The organism is Pigmentiphaga sp. CHJ604 (assembly GCF_036972535.1).
Lineage (GTDB): Bacteria > Pseudomonadota > Gammaproteobacteria > Burkholderiales > Burkholderiaceae_B > Pigmentiphaga > Pigmentiphaga daeguensis.
In genome coordinates, this window is the sequence record NZ_CP136998.1 from 3,845,585 (window position 1) to 3,864,496 (window position 18,912).

The 18,912-nt window shown below is 66.9% G+C and carries 20 protein-coding genes; 11 read left to right on the forward strand and 9 right to left on the reverse strand.

Going from position 1 to position 18,912, the window contains the following annotated elements; all coding sequences use genetic code 11:
• Positions 1-20: 20 nt before the first annotated feature.
• The 8 genes from R4823_RS18500 to flhD form a co-directional block, all read right to left on the reverse strand.
• Entirely contained in the window at positions 21-1,847 is a 1,827-nt protein-coding gene (locus tag R4823_RS18500) for a chemotaxis protein CheA (protein ID WP_338615717.1), read from the reverse strand.
• A 12-nt stretch (positions 1,848-1,859) separates the two neighbouring features.
• Positions 1,860-2,612, reverse strand: coding sequence for a protein phosphatase CheZ (locus R4823_RS18505; RefSeq protein ID WP_338615718.1), 753 nt, complete (start codon positions 2,610-2,612; stop codon positions 1,860-1,862).
• Positions 2,612-3,007 carry a chemotaxis response regulator CheY gene (gene cheY / locus R4823_RS18510; RefSeq protein ID WP_087841488.1) on the reverse strand — a complete coding sequence of 132 codons (396 nt, stop codon included), beginning with the start codon at positions 3,005-3,007 and terminating at the stop codon, positions 2,612-2,614. The genes R4823_RS18505 and cheY overlap by 1 nt, the downstream gene beginning before the upstream one ends.
• Complete coding sequence (locus R4823_RS18515) at positions 2,997-3,959, reverse strand: chemotaxis protein (protein WP_087841489.1); 963 nt, start codon at positions 3,957-3,959, stop codon at positions 2,997-2,999. Before R4823_RS18515 ends, cheY begins: the two co-directional genes overlap by 11 nt.
• 39 nt (positions 3,960-3,998) lie before the next feature.
• Positions 3,999-4,907 (reverse strand): flagellar motor protein MotB, encoded by a 909-nt coding sequence (gene motB / locus R4823_RS18520; RefSeq protein ID WP_087841490.1) that lies wholly within the window; start codon positions 4,905-4,907, stop codon positions 3,999-4,001.
• 23 nt (positions 4,908-4,930) lie between these two features.
• Positions 4,931-5,791, reverse strand: a complete 861-nt coding sequence (motA, locus tag R4823_RS18525; RefSeq protein ID WP_087841491.1) for a flagellar motor stator protein MotA — start codon at positions 5,789-5,791, stop codon at positions 4,931-4,933.
• 255 nt (positions 5,792-6,046) lie between these two features.
• A complete protein-coding gene (gene flhC / locus R4823_RS18530; RefSeq protein WP_338615721.1) occupies positions 6,047-6,604 on the reverse strand; it encodes a flagellar transcriptional regulator FlhC in 558 nt (185 codons plus the stop codon).
• 36 nt (positions 6,605-6,640) lie between these two features.
• Entirely contained in the window at positions 6,641-6,955 is a 315-nt protein-coding gene (gene flhD, locus R4823_RS18535; protein WP_087841533.1) for a flagellar transcriptional regulator FlhD, read from the reverse strand.
• A 324-nt stretch (positions 6,956-7,279) separates the two neighbouring features.
• On the opposite strand from flhD, the gene R4823_RS18540 reads away from it, so the two are divergent.
• The 8 genes from R4823_RS18540 (at position 7,280) to R4823_RS18575 (ending at position 14,699) form a co-directional block, all read left to right on the forward strand.
• A complete protein-coding gene (locus R4823_RS18540; RefSeq protein WP_165963216.1) occupies positions 7,280-8,401 on the forward strand; it encodes an ATP-binding protein in 1,122 nt (373 codons plus the stop codon).
• 258 nt (positions 8,402-8,659) lie between these two features.
• On the forward strand, positions 8,660-10,096 hold the full coding sequence (locus R4823_RS18545) for a flagellin (protein ID WP_338615723.1): 1,437 nt from the start codon (positions 8,660-8,662) through the stop codon (positions 10,094-10,096).
• A gap of 155 nt (positions 10,097-10,251) precedes the next feature.
• The gene (locus R4823_RS18550) at positions 10,252-10,614 is read left to right on the forward strand and encodes a flagellar protein FlaG (RefSeq protein WP_087841495.1); all 363 of its coding nucleotides are present in this window, start codon (positions 10,252-10,254) and stop codon (positions 10,612-10,614) included.
• Between the two features lie 32 nt (positions 10,615-10,646).
• A complete protein-coding gene (fliD, locus tag R4823_RS18555; protein ID WP_279817390.1) occupies positions 10,647-12,107 on the forward strand; it encodes a flagellar filament capping protein FliD in 1,461 nt (486 codons plus the stop codon).
• A 136-nt stretch (positions 12,108-12,243) separates the two neighbouring features.
• Positions 12,244-12,651: a flagellar export chaperone FliS gene (fliS, locus tag R4823_RS18560; protein WP_243724574.1), complete on the forward strand. Its 408-nt coding sequence runs from the start codon at positions 12,244-12,246 to the stop codon at positions 12,649-12,651.
• Positions 12,651-12,995 (forward strand): flagellar protein FliT, encoded by a 345-nt coding sequence (locus tag R4823_RS18565; RefSeq protein WP_338615726.1) that lies wholly within the window; start codon positions 12,651-12,653, stop codon positions 12,993-12,995. Before fliS ends, R4823_RS18565 begins: the two co-directional genes overlap by 1 nt.
• 97 nt (positions 12,996-13,092) lie before the next feature.
• The gene (locus tag R4823_RS18570) at positions 13,093-14,370 is read left to right on the forward strand and encodes a hypothetical protein (protein WP_338615728.1); all 1,278 of its coding nucleotides are present in this window, start codon (positions 13,093-13,095) and stop codon (positions 14,368-14,370) included.
• Positions 14,367-14,699, forward strand: coding sequence for an EscU/YscU/HrcU family type III secretion system export apparatus switch protein (locus tag R4823_RS18575; protein ID WP_338615731.1), 333 nt, complete (start codon positions 14,367-14,369; stop codon positions 14,697-14,699). The genes R4823_RS18570 and R4823_RS18575 overlap by 4 nt, the downstream gene beginning before the upstream one ends.
• A gap of 31 nt (positions 14,700-14,730) precedes the next feature.
• Here the strand turns inward: R4823_RS18575 and fliE are convergent, their stop codons facing one another.
• Entirely contained in the window at positions 14,731-15,084 is a 354-nt protein-coding gene (fliE, locus tag R4823_RS18580; RefSeq protein ID WP_087841501.1) for a flagellar hook-basal body complex protein FliE, read from the reverse strand.
• A gap of 202 nt (positions 15,085-15,286) precedes the next feature.
• On the opposite strand from fliE, the gene fliF reads away from it, so the two are divergent.
• The 3 genes from fliF to R4823_RS18595 all read left to right on the forward strand — a co-directional run bounded on the left by fliF (position 15,287) and on the right by R4823_RS18595 (position 18,905).
• On the forward strand, positions 15,287-16,942 hold the full coding sequence (fliF, locus tag R4823_RS18585; protein WP_338615733.1) for a flagellar basal-body MS-ring/collar protein FliF: 1,656 nt from the start codon (positions 15,287-15,289) through the stop codon (positions 16,940-16,942).
• Positions 16,943-17,098: 156 nt separating this feature from the next.
• On the forward strand, positions 17,099-18,112 hold the full coding sequence (gene fliG, locus R4823_RS18590) for a flagellar motor switch protein FliG (RefSeq protein ID WP_279817466.1): 1,014 nt from the start codon (positions 17,099-17,101) through the stop codon (positions 18,110-18,112).
• On the forward strand, positions 18,105-18,905 hold the full coding sequence (locus R4823_RS18595) for a flagellar assembly protein FliH (protein ID WP_338615735.1): 801 nt from the start codon (positions 18,105-18,107) through the stop codon (positions 18,903-18,905). The genes fliG and R4823_RS18595 overlap by 8 nt, the downstream gene beginning before the upstream one ends.
• Positions 18,906-18,912: the final 7 nt, after the last annotated feature.

Below are 18,912 nucleotides of genomic sequence, written 5' to 3' on the forward strand. Positions count from 1 at the left end.
GGCCTGCCGGCGCCCGGGGGTCAAAACACCCCTTCCAGCAGTTGCTTCATCTCCAGGACCAGCACCAGCGTGCCGTCGCCCGACAGGGTCGCGCCGGCCACGCCCTTGGGGTGGATGCCTTCCAGCGGCTTGATCATGACCTCGTCCTGGCCGATGAAGCCGTCCACGCCCAGGACCAGCTGGCGTTCGCCGTAGGCCAGCACGACCGCCAGCGACGGCGGCTCTTCGCGCTGGCGCCCGAGCAGGACGGCCAGGTCGATGACCGGCAGGATCTCGCCGCGTATGGTCAAGGCCTGGTTGCTGCCCACCGTGTGCATTTCCTCCTGGCGCAGCGGAATGATCTCGCGCACGACGGACAGCGGAATGGCGTAGGGCTGGTCCACCAGCTTGAGCATCAGCACGGGCAGGATGGCCAGCGTCAGCGGCAGCGAGATCACGATGTGCGACCCCATGCCCGGCGCGGACTGGATGTCGATCTGCCCCTTGAGCTTCTCGATGTTGGTCTTGACCACGTCCATGCCGACGCCGCGCCCCGACAGGTCGCTGACCTCGCTGCGGGTGGAGAACCCCGGCAGGAAGATCAGCTGCAGGCAATGGGCGTTGTCCAGCACGGCGGCGTCTTCCGCGCTGATGACGCCTTTCTCGATGGCCTTGCGGCGGATGACGTCGGGATCCATGCCGCGGCCGTCGTCCGATACCTCGATCACGATGGAATCGCCCGTCTGGCGGGCCGACAGGTGGACCGTGCCGCGCGCGGGCTTGCCGACCGAACGGCGCTCGACCATGGTCTCGATGCCATGATCGACGGCGTTGCGGATCAGGTGCACCAGCGGGTCGTTCAGCTCGTCCAGGATGGTCTTGTCGACCTCGGTCTCGCCGCCGGTGATGTTCAGCTCCACGTCCTTGCCCAGTTGGCGGGCCAGGTCGCGCGCCAGGCGCGAATACTTCTGGAACACCCGGCCGACCGGCTGCATGCGCGCCATCATGACGGCCGACTGCAGGTCGGAAACCAGCGTATCCAGCTGGCTGAAGACCGCATCCAGCGTCTCGGCCGCCGCGTCGTCCCGGCGACTGGTGCCCAGGAGCGCGTCGCGCAGGCACGACAGCCGGTTCTTGGTCAGGCCGATCTCGCCCGACAGGTTCAGGATCTGGTCGAAGCGCGCCGTATCCACGCGTATCGTCGCGTCCTTGGCCACGGCCTGCGCGCCGCCCGCGGGGGCCAGCATTTCGGGGCGATAGGGCCGCGACGATGCCGGCGCGCCTGCCTCGGCGGCCGCCTGGGCCTCGACCTGCATCCCCGGGGGGTCGCCGAATGCGGCGCGGTAGTAGCCCAGCCAGTCCGGCTCGCTGTCCGCCCGCGGGGCCGGCGCGGCGGCGTGGGCCGGCACGCGCGAGGCCTCGGCCGCGGCCGCGGCCGGCAGGGAATCCGTCCGCAGCGTGCTGGTGTCGACCGTCTCGCCCATGGCGGCAGCCTCGAGCGCGAGCAGCAACCCGGCGGGCGCCGGCTCGGGCATCGCCCCGCGCTCCATTTCCGAGAACATGCGCCGCACTTCCCCCGTCGCGGCCAGGATCACGTCCATGATTTCCGGCGTGATGCGCAGCGAACCGCCGCGCAGCAGGTCCAGCAGGTTCTCGCCCCGGTGGCACAACTCCACCAGCGGCGTCGCCTCGAGGAACCCGGCCCCGCCCTTGACCGTGTGGAAACCCCGGAACACCTGGTTGAGCAGGCCGGCGTCGTCGGGACGCTGCTCCAGCTCGACCAGGCCGATGTCGACGTCGTCGAGCAGGTCCGAAGCCTCGGTCAGAAAATCGGCAAGCAGGTCCTGCATGTCGGAGAAGGCTGACACTCGTTTACTCGCTCAAAATCCCAGGCTTTCCAGCAGGTCGTCGACCTGCGCCTGGTTGGTCACCACGTCGTCGCGGCTGGAGGCGTCGATGACGGGGCCGTTCATCCATTCGCTGTGCGCGGCATTGCGCTTCTCCGGAGGCGTGCTCTCGATCAGCAGCTTGACCAGCTCGTCCTCGAAGTCCTGGGCGAGCTTGAGCACCTTCTGGATGACCTGGCCCGTCAGGTCATGGAAATCCTGCGCCATCATGATGTCGGTCAGCAGCGCCTGGGTGGCTCGGGCATCCTCCTGGGTACGGTCCAGGAAGGCACTGGTGTCGGCCGCCACCTGCTTGAAGTCGTCGACGCCCAGCCGGCGCTCGTACAGCTCGCGCCACCGCCCGCTCAGGCGAGCGCCTTCCCGCTCCACGCCCTCCTGGATCTCCTGGCCTTTCTCGACGTTGGACAGGGCGCGTTCGGCGGCCTGTCCGGTCAGCCGCGCGATGTAGTCCAGGCGCTGGCGCGTGTCGGGCAGCGAGTGGACGGCCTGCTCCACCTTCTGGTGGTAGCCCAGCTCGCGCAACGCGTCGTGCAACTGCCGGGTCAGCATGCCGACCCGCTGGTAGAACTCCGGCGACTGCTCGGCCGCCGCCTCGCCCGCGCTCGCGGCGGGATCCGCGGCCGGGGCCGCGCCGGCCGCCGGTTCGGCGTCGAGCCGAGCCAGGGTCTCGGACGAAATCTGGTCGAACAACGCTTCGAGGTCTTCGGTATCGCCGGTATGGGCCATTACGTGCTCCCGCTCATTTTCTGCACGATCTTGGTCAGCTTCTCTTCCAGCGTCGCCTTGGTGAAGGGCTTGACGATGTAGCCGTTCGCCCCGATCTGGGCGGCCAGCACGATGTCTTCCTTCTTGGCCTCGGCGGTCACCAGCAGCACGGGCAGCTTCTTGAGCTGGTCGTCGGCGCGGATCTCGCGCAGCAGCTCGAAGCCGTTCATGTTCGGCATGTTGATGTCGCTGACCACGAAATTGAACAGGCCGCTGCGCAGCTTGCTCAATGCGATCTGGCCGTCCTCGGCCTCGTCGGCGTTGTTGTAGCCGAGTTCCTTCAAGAGATTGCGGACGATGCGCCGCATCGTCGAAAAATCGTCGACGATAAGGAACTTCAAATCGTCAGGCTTCATTTGCTCCCTTTCTGGCCTTGATGTGTGTGAGTTGAGCGGCGATCATACTAGCCAGTTCCGAGGGGTGGAATTTCGCGACATAGGCATCGACGCCCACCTGCTGCCCGAGCTTCTTGTTGGCGACCGACGACAGCGACGAATGCATCACGACGGGAATCTTCGCGAAGCGGGGATCGGACTTGATGTGGCGGGTCAGCACGTAGCCGTCCATCTCGGGCATCTCGGCATCGACCAGGATCAGCCCCAGCATCAGGTCGAGCGGCAGCTTCTCGGCCTCGGCCCGGGCCGCGATGCCCTTGAGCTTGTCCCAGGCGTCCGCGCCGTTGGTGGCATGCTGGTGCGGCAGCCCCATCCGGTCCAGCACTTCCGTGATCTTCTTGCGCGCCAGCGAGGAATCGTCGGCGAAGAACACGTTCGCCTTGATGTCGGCATCGACCTGCTGGATCTCGGACGGGATCTTGTCCTCGCCGATGACCGAGGCCAGGATCTGCTCGACGTCCAGGATGGACACCAGCTTGCCATCGGCCAGCTCGGTCAGCGCCGTCATGAACGACGTGTTGTTCGATGGCATGGACTGCGGCGACTTGACCTTGTCCCAGTCGATGCGCACGATGCGGTCCACGTCCGCCACGAGAAAGGCCTGCGTATGGCTGGAGAACTCGGTGATCAGCAGCTTGGTGCGCGGCGCGTCGACCTTCATGTTGATCGTGGTGGCCAGGTCGATGACCGGCAGGATCGCGCCGCGCAGCGAAATGATGCCCTCCACCCCGCGCGGCACGTTCGGCGTGCGGGTGATCGGAATCGTCTCGCACACCTCGCGCACCTTGAACACGTTGATGCCGAAGACCTCGCTGCCCCCCAGCGAGAACAGCAGCAGCTCCATCTTGTTGGAACCGGCGAGCCGGGCCTTCTCGTCCACCATTTCCATCAACCGATTGTCACCGGCACCCATAGCATCCTCCATACCGGCCGGCCCAAGCCGGCCCAGTGATCATTGCGATTCCAGAGCGGACACCCGCAACGGCGTCCCGTCGTTCAACCTGCCGGGAATGGCGGGTACATCGACATAAACGCCGCCTTTCTTGAGAAATTCCTCGCTGCGCTTGTTCAGCACCACGATGCTGATGCGCCGGTTCTCGGCCGCCTTCATGTCGGCGCGGTTGAAGGGCACGGAGTCGGACAGCCCGACCACGCGCAACGCCTTGTCCTCCTGCATCCCGGCGGTCAGCATTTCGCGTCGTGCCGCATTGGCGCGGTCGGCCGAGAGTTCCCAATTGCTGTAGCCGCCATTGCCGCCGGCATAGGGCGTCGAATCGGTATGGCCCGAAATCGAGATCTTGTTCTCGACGCCGTTCAGCACGCGGGCCAGCTCGTCCAGGATGACGCGGCTGTAGTCCTTCAGCACGGTCTTGCCGGTATCGAACATGGGCCGGTTCTTCTCGTCCACGATCTGGATCCGCAGTCCCTCGTCGGTGAAGTCCAGCAGGATCTGGTCCTTGAACTGGGTCAGCGTGGGCTGCGTGAAGATCAGGCTCTCGAGTTCGGATTTCAGGCCCTCCAGCTTGCGGCGCTCGCGGGCCTCCTGCTCTTCGTCGCTGGCCCGGCGCTGGGGCGTGATGCGGGGACTCACATGCTGGCCGCCCGTCAGCACGCTGACCGGATCGCCCGCCACGCTCCCGGACGTGACCGCCACGCGCAGGGGCGTACGGAAATATTCGGAGATGCCCTCCAGGTCGGCCTGGGCCGACGTCGTCAGCAGCCACATCAGCAGGAAGAAGGCCATCATGGCGGTGACGAAGTCCGCATAGGCGATCTTCCACATGCCCGCGCCATGGGCCTTGCCGGCCCGCTTGCGGGACCGCCTGATGATGATCGGCGCTGCGCCGTCCTTGCCTGCCATGATCGCGACTCCCTACCGTGCCGTCATGCCGCGGACTTGCCCCGCACCGTGTCCTCCAGCTCGCCGAACGTGGGACGCTCGGTCGAGAACAGCACCTTGCGGCCGAACTCCACGGCCAGCGCCGGCGCATAGCCGTTCAGGCTCGCCAGCAGGGCGACCTTGATGCATTCGAGCTGCTTGCTGCTTTCGCTTACCTTCTGCTCCAGCACCGAGGCCAGCGGACCGACGATGCCGTAGGCCAGCAGGATGCCGACGAAGGTGCCGACCAGCGCCGCCCCGATCTTGGCGCCCAGCACGGCCGGCGGCTCGCCCACCGATCCCATCACGTTGACCACGCCCATGACCGCGGCGACGATGCCGAAGGCCGGCAGCCCGTCGGCGATACGCTGGATGGCATGCGCCGGCACGCTGGCCTCCTGGTGATGGGTGTCGATTTCCTGGTCCATCAGGGCTTCCAGCTCCAGCGGATTCAGGTTGCCGCTTACCATCAGCCGCAGGTAGTCGGTCACGAACTCGACCAGGTGCTCGTCGGCCACCAGCGCGGGGTATTTCTGGAACAACGGACTGTTGTGGGGCTCCTCGACGTCGGCCTCGATGGACATCAGGCCTTCGCGCCGCACCCGGTTCAGGATCTCGTACAGCAGCGCCAGCAGGTCGAGGTAGCGCTGCTTGGTGAAGCGCGAGCCGTGCAGCGTGGTCGGCAGCGCCTTCAGCGTCGCCCGCACCACCTTGCTGGAGTTGCCGCACACGAACGCGCCCAGGGCCGCGCCGGCGATGATGACGAGTTCGAACGGCTGGAACAGCGCGCCCAGCGAGCCGCCATGCATGGCATATCCGCCCAGCACAGACGCCCCAACGATGATGTAGCCGATGATGACGAGCATGTGGATGAGGTCCCCCCCTACGCGCTTCGCGCGCCCCCCAGGGGGCGATGCGAGAGGACCGGCGGAGCCGGATCCTCCGCATCGTCGGTCTGGACAAGGAGACTCGATGCGGGGCATCGGGTCTTTGCCAGCCAGGATCCTGGGGAACTGCCGTGCGTGGGGCAATCAGGCTTCGGTGGCACATTGCGCGAAGCCATGAACGGGTTTTCGGCCGGCAAAAACAAAACTTGAGAGCGGAAGCTCCCGTGGCCGGCATCAGCGGGGGGCCGCCTTGGCGGCCTGCGCGGCGGTGGCCGTGCGCCGGGTCTTGCCGGCGCGGGACGGCATGTGGCAAAGCCCGCAGACGTACTGGTGGGCCAGCTCGAAGGTATGGGTGACGAATTCGCCGCCGCAGCAGGTGCAGGCCGTCATGCCCAGCATGCCGGCGTCGAAGAACCGGGTCAGGCGCCAGGCCCGCGTGATCGACAGGACCTCGGGCAGGCCCAGTTGCCCGATCTGCTCCCGGTACAGGCGATAGGCACGGATCAGCGCCTCGACCGCCGTCGCGTCGTCCAGGCCCACCTGGTGGCGGTGGATGTTCATGAACAGCGAAGCGTGGATGTTGGGCTGCCAGGTCATGAACCAGTCCGTGGAGAACGGCAGCATGCCCTTGGGGGGAGATTTTCCGCGGATCTCGCGGTACAGGCGCAGCAGGCGCTCGCGCGACAGCTGCACCTCCGCCTCGAGCACCTGCAACCGGGCATCGAGGCGGATGAGTTCGGACGCGATCTCGATCTGGCGCGCCTCGGACAGCACGCTCTTAGCGCGAGCCATGCTGCCTCCGGATACTGCTGCAAGACATGGCGTGGCTCAGGATGCGGCCATCGCGGCGGTACGTCCGGCCATCAGAATGGCGGCATGGATACGGGGGGAAACATCGTCGCGCTTGGGCGAGGACAGCAGGTTCCAGACCAGCGAGTCGTCGAAGCGGAATCGGGCGAGCAGCATGCTGGAGCCGGCGATCTTGAGCAACTGGGCCGTGGTCAGCGAAGAAAGGATATCGGCCACCTCGCTCGTGATGCCCAGGCGATAGAGCGCCTCGCTGCGATCGACCCGCAGCATCTGCTGCGCCAGCATGAGATAGGTCAGATTGGCATCGCGGATCTCTTCGCTCAGCCGGGACATGGGGGAAGTCGCGGCCTGGGGAGCCGATACGTCCACATCGACCACGTCGCAAACTTGAGTCATCGCGATTCCTTTCAGGGTAATCCCGCAAACGGGAAAGAAAAAACAAGTATCCTGGCCGGCTATTTCCGCCGGCGCAGGGACCAATTCAATATGTAAATTATTGGACACTTGTTACCAAATTGGCATTGGAACCCCGCTGGAATTCGCGTCTGCTTAGGTAAACTCCGCATGTAAGAATTTTTCTTACAGATTCTGTATCACTTGTTTCATTTGAACACGTAAATGCGAAATGCGGTTCCACCCATCCAGCAGGTAGCGAGCTTGGCCGGGAACGACCATGCCCTGCTGGAAGCCGCGCTGGAATCGCTCCCGGTCGCCACCTGGGTCGTGGACCGGGAAGGCCGCTACCGGTACGTCTCCCAGGCCTACGCCGACATGCTCGGCATCGCCCGGGCGGCAGACTGCCTGGGCAAGGCCATGGAAGAGCTCATGCCTGCCTCGATCGCCCGCGTCCACGCGCTACGCCATCGGCAACTGCTGGAATCCCGCACGCGCAAGCGCTTCGAGCAGATCTGGACGGTAAAGGGCGAGCCGCGCTGGTTCGAGATCCAGATGAGTTGCCTGTGCAACGACGAGGGCGAGTCGATCGCCGTGTCCGGCTACGCGCAGGACATCACGCAGCACATGGAACAGCAGGAAGCCGCCCGCCGCATCCAGAACGAACTCGAAAAGCGGGTGGCCCAGCGCACCCACCTGCTGAGCGTGATCAACGAGGAACTGGAAGCCTTCTCGTACTCCGTCTCCCATGACCTGCGCGCGCCGCTGCGCCAGATCGCCGGCTTCGCCGGGCTGCTCGAGCGCGGGCTGGCCGGCCAGGCCAACGAAACCGACGCCAAGCACCTGCGGCACATCGTGGACAACGCACAGCGCATGGAGGACCTGATCGGCGACCTGCTTCAGCTCGCCCGCATCAACCAGAGCAGCCTGCTCAAGGCCCGGGTCGACCTGGCGGCCATCGCTCGCGAGGTCCTGGCCAGCTTGCGCCGCAGCCAGCCCGACCGCCAGGTCGAGTACGAACTGCCCGCCTCGGCGCTGGCCGAGTGCGATGCCGGGCTCATGCGCATCGTGCTGGACAACCTGCTGGGCAATGCCTGGAAATTCACCGGCAAGCGGGCCGAGGCCCACATCCAGTTCGGCAGCCTCCTGCGTGGCAACAGCACCATCTATTTCGTACGCGACAACGGCGCCGGCTTCGATGCGCAGAACGCCGAACGCATGTTCGGCGCCTTCCAGCGCTTCCACCGCACCTGCGACTTTCCCGGCACCGGCATCGGCCTGGCCACCGTCCGCCGCATCATCAACCGCCACGGCGGGCAGATCTGGGCCGAAAGCGCGCCCGGACAAGGCGCGACCTTCTACTTCACGCTGGAAACGCCGGCCTGAAGCCCGCTCCGGCGCCGCCCGCAATCGGACCGCGGCGGCGAAACTTTAGCGGTATTTTTTTCCATCCCGCCCCCTTCCCCTCCTAAAGTTTTCAAATCGCCGCCCCGTTAATTGCCTCAACGCGGCCACGCCGGCATTGCATGCAGCCAGCGATGGCCCTGGCGCAATTGCGGAAGGACCTCCAGCCGCGGATGCATCGTCGGGCCCCCAGGGCCCCTCCCTGAAACACCATATGACTCACCCTCACGGAGATAGGTCATGGCACAAGTCATCAACACCAACATCGCTTCGCTGAACGCGCAGCGCAACCTGAACAGCTCGCAGAGCGCCGTCAACACCGCCCTGCAGCGCCTGTCGACCGGCCTGCGCATCAACAGTGCCAAGGACGACGCCGCCGGCCTGGCCATTTCCGAGCGCATGAGCACGCAGATCAACGGCCTGAACCAGGCCGTGCGCAACGCCAACGACGGCATCTCGCTGGCACAGACCGCCGAAGGCGCGCTGAGCCAGATCGGCAACAACCTGCAACGCATCCGCACGCTGGCCGTGCAATCGGCCAACTCGACCAACTCGGCCGATGACCGCGCCTCGCTGCAGAAGGAAGTTGCCCAGTTGACCGCAGAAATAGATCGCGTTGCGAAGGATACGGATTTCAACGGCACCAAGCTGATCGACGGCTCGTTCTCAGCCCAAACCTTCCAGGTTGGCGCGAACGCCGGTCAGACGATCACCATCGACTCAATCGCCAATGCTCGGGCCTCCAACCTGGGGGTATACAACGGTTTCAACTCCACCATTGATCTTGCAACGACCGCCAACAATACTGCTGCCGCACAATCCTTTACCCTCGGCAGCTACGGCAACGTCGACCTCGGTTCTGTCGCTACCGATGCTAAAGCTCTGGCCGCAGCCCTCAACAGCAAGAACATCGCTGGCTTGACGGTTACCGCCACCGCGACCAAGGTCAACGCTGGCACATCGGCGATCACCACGGGCGCCACCGCCGGCACCACGAGCTTCACCCTGAATGGACAGACGATTGATCTCAACGCCACGACCGACGCGGCGACCAATCGCGCAGAGGCTCTCAATAAGATCAACCTCCAATCGGCCACCACGGGCGTCCGAGCCATCGACACAGGCACCGGCATTGCTCTCGAAGCCGCCGACGGCCGCAATATTTCTGTTACCGCAATAACGGGCGGCACCGCCACCAACGTCGCACTTGCCGACTTCGGCTTGGCGGACGCCGCGGTTACCGGTGCAAAACTAGACATCTCGTACAAAGCTCCGACCAACGTGACTGGCTCGGTTTCTACGGGTGTTGGAGCTTTTTCTGCTGCAACATTCGACGGAAAGAATATAGCCCAGACCGGCACGGCACTGAACGCCATTGATATCTCCACCGTCGATGGCGCAACCAAGGCCCTGGCCTCTCTCGATGCTGCTCTTTCTACTGTCAGCGACGCTCGCGCATCCCTGGGCGCGATTCAGAACCGCTTTACCTCTGTAGTTTCCAGCCTAGAAACCACCTCGGAGAACCTGGCCGCCTCGCGCAGCCGCATCCAGGACGCCGACTTCGCCTCGGAAACCGCCTCGCTCACCCGCGGCCAGATCCTGCAGCAGGCCGGCACCGCGATGCTGGCGCAAGCCAACTCGCTGCCCAACAACGTGCTGACGCTGCTCCGCGGCTAAGCATTGCGGCATTTCCGCCGGACCCCTTCCGGCGGATCGTCCCCACCCCGCCTCGCGTAGGGTGGGGATTTTTTTCGCTCGGCCGGCTTCTCAAGTTTCCCCTCCCGGGCCCGTTAATCCACGTATCGCCCCACCCCTACCGCCACGGAACCTTCATGAGCATCAACGCCATCGATACCGCCGCCGACCTGCGCAGCCTGGCAACGGCCGCCGCGTCGGCCGCCAGGCCCATCGCGCCCGCGGGCTCGACCAACCTGCTCGACCCGTCGCTGCCGGCCACGGCTCAAGTGCCGGACGTGGGGGAACTGCGGGCCGCGGTCGACGCCTTCAACCGCTTCGTTCCGCTGGCGGCGCACAACCTGACTTTCAGCATCGACGACGACAGCGGCAAGGTCGTGGTCAAGGTGATCGACAGCGACACCCAGGACGTGATCCGGCAGATCCCGTCCGAGGAAGCGCTGGCGCTCAGCCGTTCGCTGGACCAGATCAAGGGCGCCCTGTTCAGCCGCAAGGCCTGAACCGCCCGCCAACCCGATACCAGGAATACTCCATGGCTAGCGTAGGATCCGCCCTTGGCGTGGGCTCCGGCCTCGAACTGTCCACCCTCCTGACCAACCTGATGGCGGCCGAAAAGGTGCCGCTGACCAAGCTGCAGGCCCAGGCCACCTCGGCCCAGACCAAGATCTCTGCGCTGGGCCAGCTCAAGAGCTCGCTGTCTTCGTTGCTGACGGCGGCCTCCGGCCTGACGCCGGAAAAATTCACGGGCCTGGTCGGCAGCTCGTCGGACTCGTCGGTCGCCTTCATCACGGCCGACAACAAGGCCGGCAAGATCAGCCACAAGCTCGACGTCACGTCGCTGGCCCAGGCCGAGAAAGCCGTCAGCGGCGCGCTGGCCAACGATGCGCAATTGAACGCGGGCACCCTTACCTTCAAGCTCGGCAAGGTCGAGAACGGCAGCTTCGTCGCCGGCGAGGCCGAGGCCAAGTCCATCGTCATCGATGCCACCAACAACACCCTGTCCGGCCTGCGCGATGCCATCAACAAGGCGGAAATGGGCGTCACGGCCTCGCTGGTCACCGACGGCTCCGGATCGCGGCTGGTATTGACGTCCACCACCACCGGCGCGGCCAATGCCTTCCAGGTGACCAGTTCGGACTCGGGTGCGGGCGGTACCCGTTCGCTGGACTTCTTCGATTACGACCCGGCCACCGCCCCGTCCTATTCCAGCGGCGGCTCGCCAGCCGGCATGAGCCGGCTTCAAGCCGGCGCCGACGCCCAATTCAAGCTGGACGGCATGGAAGTGACAAGCGCCACCAACACCGTCACATCGGTGCTCGACGGCGTCACCATCACCCTGCAGAAGTCCGGCACCACCACGATCGCCACCAATCCGTCACCCAGCGGCGGCGCGGCGGCGCTGCAATCGCTGGTCACCGCCTACAACTCCTTCCTGAACGTGGCGGCGGCGCTATCGGCCAACGCGCCCAGCGAGACCCGGGGCCAGGCCGGCACCACCGGGCCGCTGGCCGGCGACGGACTGGTGCGCGACCTGACCGCCCGCATGCGCAATGAAGTCTTCTCGCCGATGCAGGGCGCCACCGGCCCCTACACGACGCTGGCCTCGCTGGGCGTGGGTTTCGACCAGGACGGGGCGCTGACGCTGGACACCGACAAGTTCAACAAGGCCATGGCGGCGGATCCCAGCGCCGTGTCCAGGCTGTTCACCCCCAAGCCTTTTGGCGAAGGCTCGCAAAGCCTGGTCGAGCGCTTCACCGCCCAGCTGTCGCCTTACACCGACAGCAAGGGCGTGATCGACAGCCGCACCGACGGCCTGAAAAGCACGATCAAGACCCTGGAGACCCAGCAGAACCAGATGAGCAATCGCCTGGAACAGATCGAGGCGCGCTACCGCCAGCAGTTCACGGCACTCGATTCGCTGCTGACCCAGCTCAACAACACCGGCAGCTTCCTGACCCAGCAGATCGAGGCGTTGAAGAACCTCAACAAGTAACGTGGCGGGCGCGCCAATGGGAACTCGGCGGTTTTGCCACGCCAATTCCCGCTTTAAGCCCGGCGCGCCAGGCCGTTAAATCCGTCAGGGCTGCCGCGCACGCGGCATGCCCCTATGCGTTCAGCAGGAGTCGCACGTGTCGGGATTCGGAAATTTCGGGGCAAGAGCCTATGCCAGCGTCGGGGTGGAGACCGGGGTATCCAGTTCCAGTCCCCATGCGCTGATCCTGATGCTCTACGATGGCGCGCTGGAATCGCTGCGCAAGGCCATCGGCTGCATCGAGGCCAACGACCCGCTCGGTAAGACCCGGGCGCTCAGCCGCGCCACGCGCATCCTGGACGAAGGCCTGCGCGCGAGCCTGGACCACAAGGCTGGCGGCGACCTGGCCGGGCAGTTGAACGCCCTCTACGACTACATGCTTCGGCGCACGATGCAGGCCGGCATCGACAACGACCCCGCCCCCATCCTGGAAAGCGTGCGCCTGCTGGACGGCCTGCGCGAGGCCTGGGCCTCGATCCAGCCCGACAGCCAGGCGGCCGCCTGATGACGATGCACAAGGACAACGGCATGGTGCCCGATCCCGCCCAGCTGGCGGTGCTCTACGGTCAGCTGGCCGAGATCAGCCGCGCGATGCTGGCCGCGGCGCAACGGGGCGACTGGGATGCCGTCACGGCCAGCGAATCGGCCTGTGCCGGGCTCGTGGGACAATTGCGCCGATGCCCCATCGAGACCTGCCCGCCCGCCGAACGCGAAACCTGCATGCACTTGATACGCGAGATCCTTGCCAACGACGCCGCCACCCGGAACATCGCCGAGCCGTGGATGCGGGAACTGGAGCAGATACTCCGGCCCCGGCGTCATGCCTTCGGCGTGCAGATGTACCGCTGAACGGGCCGACGCCGCGCCTGGCGGGCCGCAGCCCGCCAGGCCGGGCGTCCATGGGACGGAACGACATGCATAGCCCCGACATATCTGGAGACGGCGCTTGGTAGCGGACACTCGCCAGACGCAGCCGATCAGCGGCGTCTCCCCCGCGCAGAGCTGGGAACGTTATCGCGAAGACGCCCGCGAGGCGGTGCTCGCGCGGCTGCTGAACGTGTCCGGCGGCAGCGCGGCAGGCGGCACGCGCCCTCCCGGCTCGCCGGGACTGCCGCACGGGCTGGTCCGGGCCACGGTGCTGCAGGCCAACAGCGATACCGAAGCGCTGGTCAACATCGCGGGCAAGCCCTACCTGATCAATACACGCCAGGCACTGAGTCCGGGCATGACCGTGGTGCTGCGGCTGCTGGACGACCGCACCTTCCTGCACGGCGAGGACGGCGGCCGTATCGGCGGCCCGCGATCGCCGGGCGATGGCGGCGGCCGGGGACAAAGCCCCCTGCCTGCCGCCACGGCCGACACCGAGGCGGCTTCACCGGAGATGGCCGCGCGCGCGGTGCGCGGGGTCTCGCCGGTGCCCATGCCGTCGCTGGCAGAACTCAAGCTCGAGACCGGCGACACCAAGGTGATGCTGAGCGGCTCGGCCCGCCTGCTGCTCGCGCTGGTCGACGAGACCGGCGGGACGCAGCGCAGCGTGCCCCTGGACGCCCTGCGCATCCCGGCGGGCACGCTGCCGGACGAAGCCGCGCGCCAGATCCGGCAGGCCGTGCAGCAGTCCGGACTGTTCTACGAAGCCCACCTGCAGGAGTGGCGCGAAGGGCGCCTGCCCATCGAAGCGCTGCGCGCCGAACCGCAGGCGGCGCTCTCGCCCGCGCCGCAGGCCCGCGACCCGGCTCCCCAGCCCGGCACTCCCACGCCCGCGGCCGAGCCCGCCACGCCCGAGCAAAGCGCGGCCAAGGGCCTGCAAGCGGCCCTGGCCGCCATCCCGCCCGACGTGCGCCAGGTCGTGCACGACCAGATTGCGGCGCTGGCCAGCGGCCGCCTGTTCCTGCAAGGCGCCTGGGCGGAACAACCCTTCACGCTGGAAATCGAGCCCGACGAAGGCAGGGGCGCCGACCCCGACCTGCCGCTGGCCTGGCGCGTCCGCATCTCGGTCCAGACACGCAACCTGGGCACGATGCAGGTAGACATCGCGCTCGACGGCACCGATACCCGCATCGCCATCCAGCCCGACACCCGTACACTGCGCGGCCAGCGCCTGCGCGACCTGCAGGCCCGCCTTGCCGCCAGCGGCCTGGACCTGCAGCAGGCGCTGGATGGCCGGGGCCTGCGCATGTCCGACCTCAAGATCGCCACGGCGTCCCGCTCGCCGGCCCGCACATGACCCACCCCGCCGCCGAATCGCCCGCCGACGACCCGCTCGACCCCAAGCGCATCCAGGCGGTGGCGCTGCGCTATGAAAAGGAGCGCAAGACGCCCATTGTGGTGGCCAAGGGCAGCGGCGCGATCGCCGAGGAAATCCTGCGCCGCGCCAAGGAAGCGGGCGTGTTCGTGCACAGCTCGCGCGAGCTGATCGATCTGCTGATGAAGGTGGACCTGGATGCCCGCATCCCGCCCTCGCTGTACGTGGCGGTGGCGGAGGTGCTGGCCTGGGTGTACAGGCAGGACGAGGAAGCCGGCGCCGCCGCGGGCGCCGGTCCGGACGGACGCTAGGTCCCGTAGAGGCCGGGCGCCCGGGCCGGGCTCAGACCTGCATGTTCATGACTTCGTTGTAGGCCGCGATCACGCGGTTGCGCGCCTGTGCCAGCATCTGGAACGACAGGCTGGCCTTGTTCATCGCGATCATCGTGGTTTCCAGGCCGACCTCGGGATCGCCTTGCTGGTAGGCCTTCTGGACGGCGCTGGCCTCGGACTGGGCGCGCTGCACGCCCTGGATCGCGTCGACCAGGACGTTGGCGAAGGATGCCGGCGCCGCGCCGGCGGCCGCGCCACCGCCCATCAGGGCATCGGGCCGCGCCAGCATCTGCGCCGCGCGCGCCATGCCGGTGGAGCCGGCTTGCCCGGTGGAGGATGCGAGCACGTCCTGGATGCGGTCCATATGCGGTTTCCCATGGGGCAATTCTTTGGAGACTGCGATGGTAGCCGCGGCGGGAAGGATCCAGACCGGGAAGTACCGGGGCAAAACCCGTCTATTCCTTCCTTGGCTGTGACATTCTGCATCAAATAATACAAGTCCTGGGAAATGGGACGCTCCGGCGCCCCTTCTTTCTTATCTGGCATTCAACGCCCCGCTTCATTACATGGCCGACGACACGCAGAACCAACCCGCCGCCGGGGCATCACGGGGCAACAAGCTCCTGGAGTCGTTCGGCAGGCTGCCCACGCGCCACCGGCTCGCCTTGCTGATCGGCATCCCCCTGCTCGTGGCCATCGTGGTGGCCGCGTTGCTGTGGAGCCGCGACCCGGAGTACCGCGTCCTGTTCAGCGGCCTGTCCGACCAGGACGGCGGGACCATCGTCGCCGCGCTGCAACAGCAGAAAGTGCCCTACCGGGTCGCCGACGGTGGCAGCGTCATCCTGGTGGCGCCCGACCAGGTCCACGAAGTCCGGCTGCGCCTGGCCTCGCAGGGCCTGCCGCGCGCCGGCAACGTCGGCTTCGAGCTGATGGACAACAGCCGCCTGGGCCTCACCCAGTTCCAGGAGCAGGTCAACTACCAGCGCGCGCTGGAGGGCGAACTGGCCCGTTCGATCCAGAGCCTGGGCACCGTCAAGAGCGCCCGGGTCCACCTGGCCATTCCCAAGCCCAGCATCTTCATGCGAGAGCAAAACCGGCCCACGGCGTCGGTGCTGGTGCAGATGCTACCCGGCCGCGTGCTGGAACGCGGCCAGGTCGCCGGGATCGTCCACCTGGTCTCGTCCTCCGTTCCCGAACTCGCGCCCGGCGCGGTCAGCGTGGTGGACCAGACCGGCACCCTGCTGTCGGCCAACGATACCGATCCGAACGGCCTGGACGCCACGCAGCTGGAATACCTGCGCACGCTGGAGCGCCAATACACCCGCCGCATCTCCGAACTGATCTCGCCCATCGTCGGCGCCCAGAACCTGCGCGCGCAGGTCGCGATCGACCTGGACTTCAGCCGGCACGAGCAGACCGACGAGATCTACCGTCCCAACGGCGCCTCGCCCGACCAGGCCGCGATCCGCAGCCGGCAGAGCTCGGAGTCGCGCGAACCGGCGCAGGGCATGGACGGAGGCGTACCGGGCACGTTGAGCAACACGCCGCCGGGCGTCGCCGTCGCCCCGACGACCGGAGGCGCGGCCACCAATCCGCCCGCTCCCGGCGCGCAGGCCCAGCTACCCGCGCAGAACGTGAAGCGGGCCGACACCACCAACTACGAGCTGGACAAGACCGTGCGCTACGTGCGCGAGCCTGTGGGCCGCATCAAGCGCCTGTCAGCCGCCGTGGTGGTCAACCACCGCACCAGCGTGGTCAAGGGCGAGACGGTCAGCACGCCGCTGAGCGATGCCGAACTGGCCCAGATCAAGGCCCTGGTCAACGAGGCCGTCGGCTTCGACGCGCAGCGCCGCGATTCGGTATCGGTCATCAGCATCCCGTTCAACGAAGCCACCGCCGAAGCCGCTTCCGAGCCGGCGTTCTGGCAGCAGCCGGAGTTCGTCAACCTGGCACGCGACATAGGCGTGGCGCTGGTCCTTGCGCTGGCGGTGCTGTACCTGATCATCGGGGTGATCCGTCCGGCCATCAAGCAGATGACCGCTCCTCCGCCGCCGCCCGAGCCCGTCTTCGCGGCCGACGGCCCCACGATGATGGCCGAGGCCCAGGCCGCCGATGCCGCCGGGGAACAACCGGAAGATCCGCTGGAGAAGGTCCGCCGCTTCGCACGCGAGAACCCGCAGGTCGTGGCCACGGTGATCCGGCAGTGGGTGAACGATGTTTAGACTCCCCCTACGCGCTTCGCGCGCCCCCCAGGGGGCGATGCGGGTGGACCGGCGGAGCCGGATCCACCGCATCCTGGGTCTAGTACCCGTTTCTTGGATTGTTGCGTCGGTGCTGTCGCTGGCTGCCGGCGGGTACGACGAAGTGGTAAGCCGATGATGAACGTAGTCAATGCCGAACCCGACCAGGGGGTGGCCGATGGGGCGATCCTGTTGTTGTCGCTGGGGGAGGAAGAAGCGGCCGAGGTGCTGAAGTATCTGTCGCCGCGCGAGGTGCAGAAGCTGGGCACGGCAATGGCCGGGATGCAAGGCATCCCGCGCGAGGCGATGGACCAGGTGATCCAGCGCTTCGAGACGGACATCGGCGCACACACCGGCCTGGGCGCCGATGCCGACGCCTATCTGCGCAGCGTGCTGACCAAGGCGCTGGGCGCGGACAAGGCGGGGTTCCTGCTGGACCGCATCCTGCACACTGGCGACACCTCGGGCATCGAGAGCCTAAAGTGGATGGATCCGGCCAGCGTGGCCGAACTGATCCGCCACGAGCATCCGCAGATCATCGCCTCCATCCTGGTACACCTGGAGGCCGACCAGTCGGCCGGGGTGATCAATCACCTGGCGGAACGCGTTCGCGGCGACGTCCTGCTGCGCATCGCGACGCTGGACGGCATCCAGCCGGCCGCGCTGCGCGAGCTGAACGACGTGCTGCTGAAGATGCTGTCGGGCAACGAGCAGATCAAGCGCCGCAAGCTGGGCGGCGTCAAGACCGCCGCCGACATCCTCAATTACGTGGGTTCGTCGTCCGAGCACCAGATCCTGTCCATCGTCAAGCAGGTCGACACGGAGCTGGCGCAACGCATCATCGACGAGATGTTCACCTTCGAGAATCTCATCGACGCCGACGACCGCGGCATGCAGCTCCTGCTGCGCGAGGTCACGCCCGACTCGCTCATCCTCGCGCTCAAGGGCGCCAGCGCCGAGATGCGCGCCAAGGTGTTCCGCTGCATGCCGGCCCGCGCCGCGCAGCAACTGCGCGAGGACCTGGACGTGCGCGGCCCGGTCAAGATATCCGAGGTCGAGGCGCAGCAGAAGGAAATCCTGAAGATCGCGCGCCGTTTGACCGAGTCCGGCGACCTGGCCATCAACGGCATGGGCGAGGAACAGTATGTCTGAGCCGCTGCTGGGCGCCCGCCGCATCCTGCGCGCCGACGAGGGCCGCAACCTGCCCGTCTGGCGCCTGGATACCTTCGGCGATGCGTCCATGCAGGGCGAGACCCGGCGCCGGCCACAGACCCCCGACGAAAAACGCGCCATCGAGGCGGCGCTGGCCGCCGCCCGGCAAGAAGCCGACCGCCGCGCGCGCGAACAGGCCGCGCGGCAGGAAACCACGGCGCCGGAACCTGCCGTGGCCGAAGCGACCCAGCCGCCCGTTGCCCCGGCACCGGCCGTCGATCCGGCCGAGGTCGAACGCATCAAGACGGCGGCCTTCGACGAAGGCTATGCCGCGGGCTACGACCATGGCAGCGCCGCGGCCCGGCGCGAGGCCGAGCAACTGCAGGCGATGGCGCGCGCCGCCTCGGGCGTGTTCGACCGCTTCGAGACCGACCTGGCTCCCCGGCTGCTGGAACTTGCCGCCGAGATCGCGCGCCAGGTCATCCAGCGCGAACTGGCGCTGGACAACAATGTGATCCTGGCGGTCGTGCGCGACGCCTTCAACCAGCTCATGGGCGGCGAAACCGGCAAGCAGTTGCTGCTGCACCCGTCCGACGTGCAACTGGTGCGCGCCCACCTGGGCGAGGAACTGGAGCTGGGCCAATGGAAGATCGTCGAGGACGCCGGCGTCGAGGCCGGCGGCTGCCGGATCTCCACCCAGCAGTCCGACATCGATGCCACCCTGGGCACGCGCTGGAAACGGACCCTGGCCACGCTGGGACAGGACAGCGCCTGGAGCGACGAACGTGCATGACGCCCCC

What these genes read in the sequence shown, in the direction of transcription:
- R4823_RS18550 (WP_087841495.1), top strand. Translation starts at nt 10,252, where the DNA reads ATGAGCATCAACGCCATCGATACCGCCGCCGACCTGCGCAGCCTGGCA.
- R4823_RS18565 (WP_338615726.1), top strand. Translation starts at nt 12,651, where the DNA reads ATGACGATGCACAAGGACAACGGCATGGTGCCCGATCCCGCCCAGCTG.
- motA (WP_087841491.1), bottom strand. Translation starts at nt 5,791, where the DNA reads ATGCTCGTCATCATCGGCTACATCATCGTTGGGGCGTCTGTGCTGGGC.
- R4823_RS18575 (WP_338615731.1), top strand. Translation starts at nt 14,367, where the DNA reads ATGACCCACCCCGCCGCCGAATCGCCCGCCGACGACCCGCTCGACCCC.
- motB (WP_087841490.1), bottom strand. Translation starts at nt 4,907, where the DNA reads ATGGCAGGCAAGGACGGCGCAGCGCCGATCATCATCAGGCGGTCCCGC.
- R4823_RS18545 (WP_338615723.1), top strand. Translation starts at nt 8,660, where the DNA reads ATGGCACAAGTCATCAACACCAACATCGCTTCGCTGAACGCGCAGCGC.
- fliG (WP_279817466.1), top strand. Translation starts at nt 17,099, where the DNA reads ATGAACGTAGTCAATGCCGAACCCGACCAGGGGGTGGCCGATGGGGCG.
- R4823_RS18505 (WP_338615718.1), bottom strand. Translation starts at nt 2,612, where the DNA reads ATGGCCCATACCGGCGATACCGAAGACCTCGAAGCGTTGTTCGACCAG.
- flhD (WP_087841533.1), bottom strand. Translation starts at nt 6,955, where the DNA reads ATGTCCCGGCTGAGCGAAGAGATCCGCGATGCCAATCTGACCTATCTC.
- fliF (WP_338615733.1), top strand. Translation starts at nt 15,287, where the DNA reads ATGGCCGACGACACGCAGAACCAACCCGCCGCCGGGGCATCACGGGGC.
- flhC (WP_338615721.1), bottom strand. Translation starts at nt 6,604, where the DNA reads ATGGCTCGCGCTAAGAGCGTGCTGTCCGAGGCGCGCCAGATCGAGATC.
- fliE (WP_087841501.1), bottom strand. Translation starts at nt 15,084, where the DNA reads ATGGACCGCATCCAGGACGTGCTCGCATCCTCCACCGGGCAAGCCGGC.
- R4823_RS18595 (WP_338615735.1), top strand. Translation starts at nt 18,105, where the DNA reads ATGTCTGAGCCGCTGCTGGGCGCCCGCCGCATCCTGCGCGCCGACGAG.
- fliD (WP_279817390.1), top strand. Translation starts at nt 10,647, where the DNA reads ATGGCTAGCGTAGGATCCGCCCTTGGCGTGGGCTCCGGCCTCGAACTG.
- R4823_RS18515 (WP_087841489.1), bottom strand. Translation starts at nt 3,959, where the DNA reads ATGGGTGCCGGTGACAATCGGTTGATGGAAATGGTGGACGAGAAGGCC.
- cheY (WP_087841488.1), bottom strand. Translation starts at nt 3,007, where the DNA reads ATGAAGCCTGACGATTTGAAGTTCCTTATCGTCGACGATTTTTCGACG.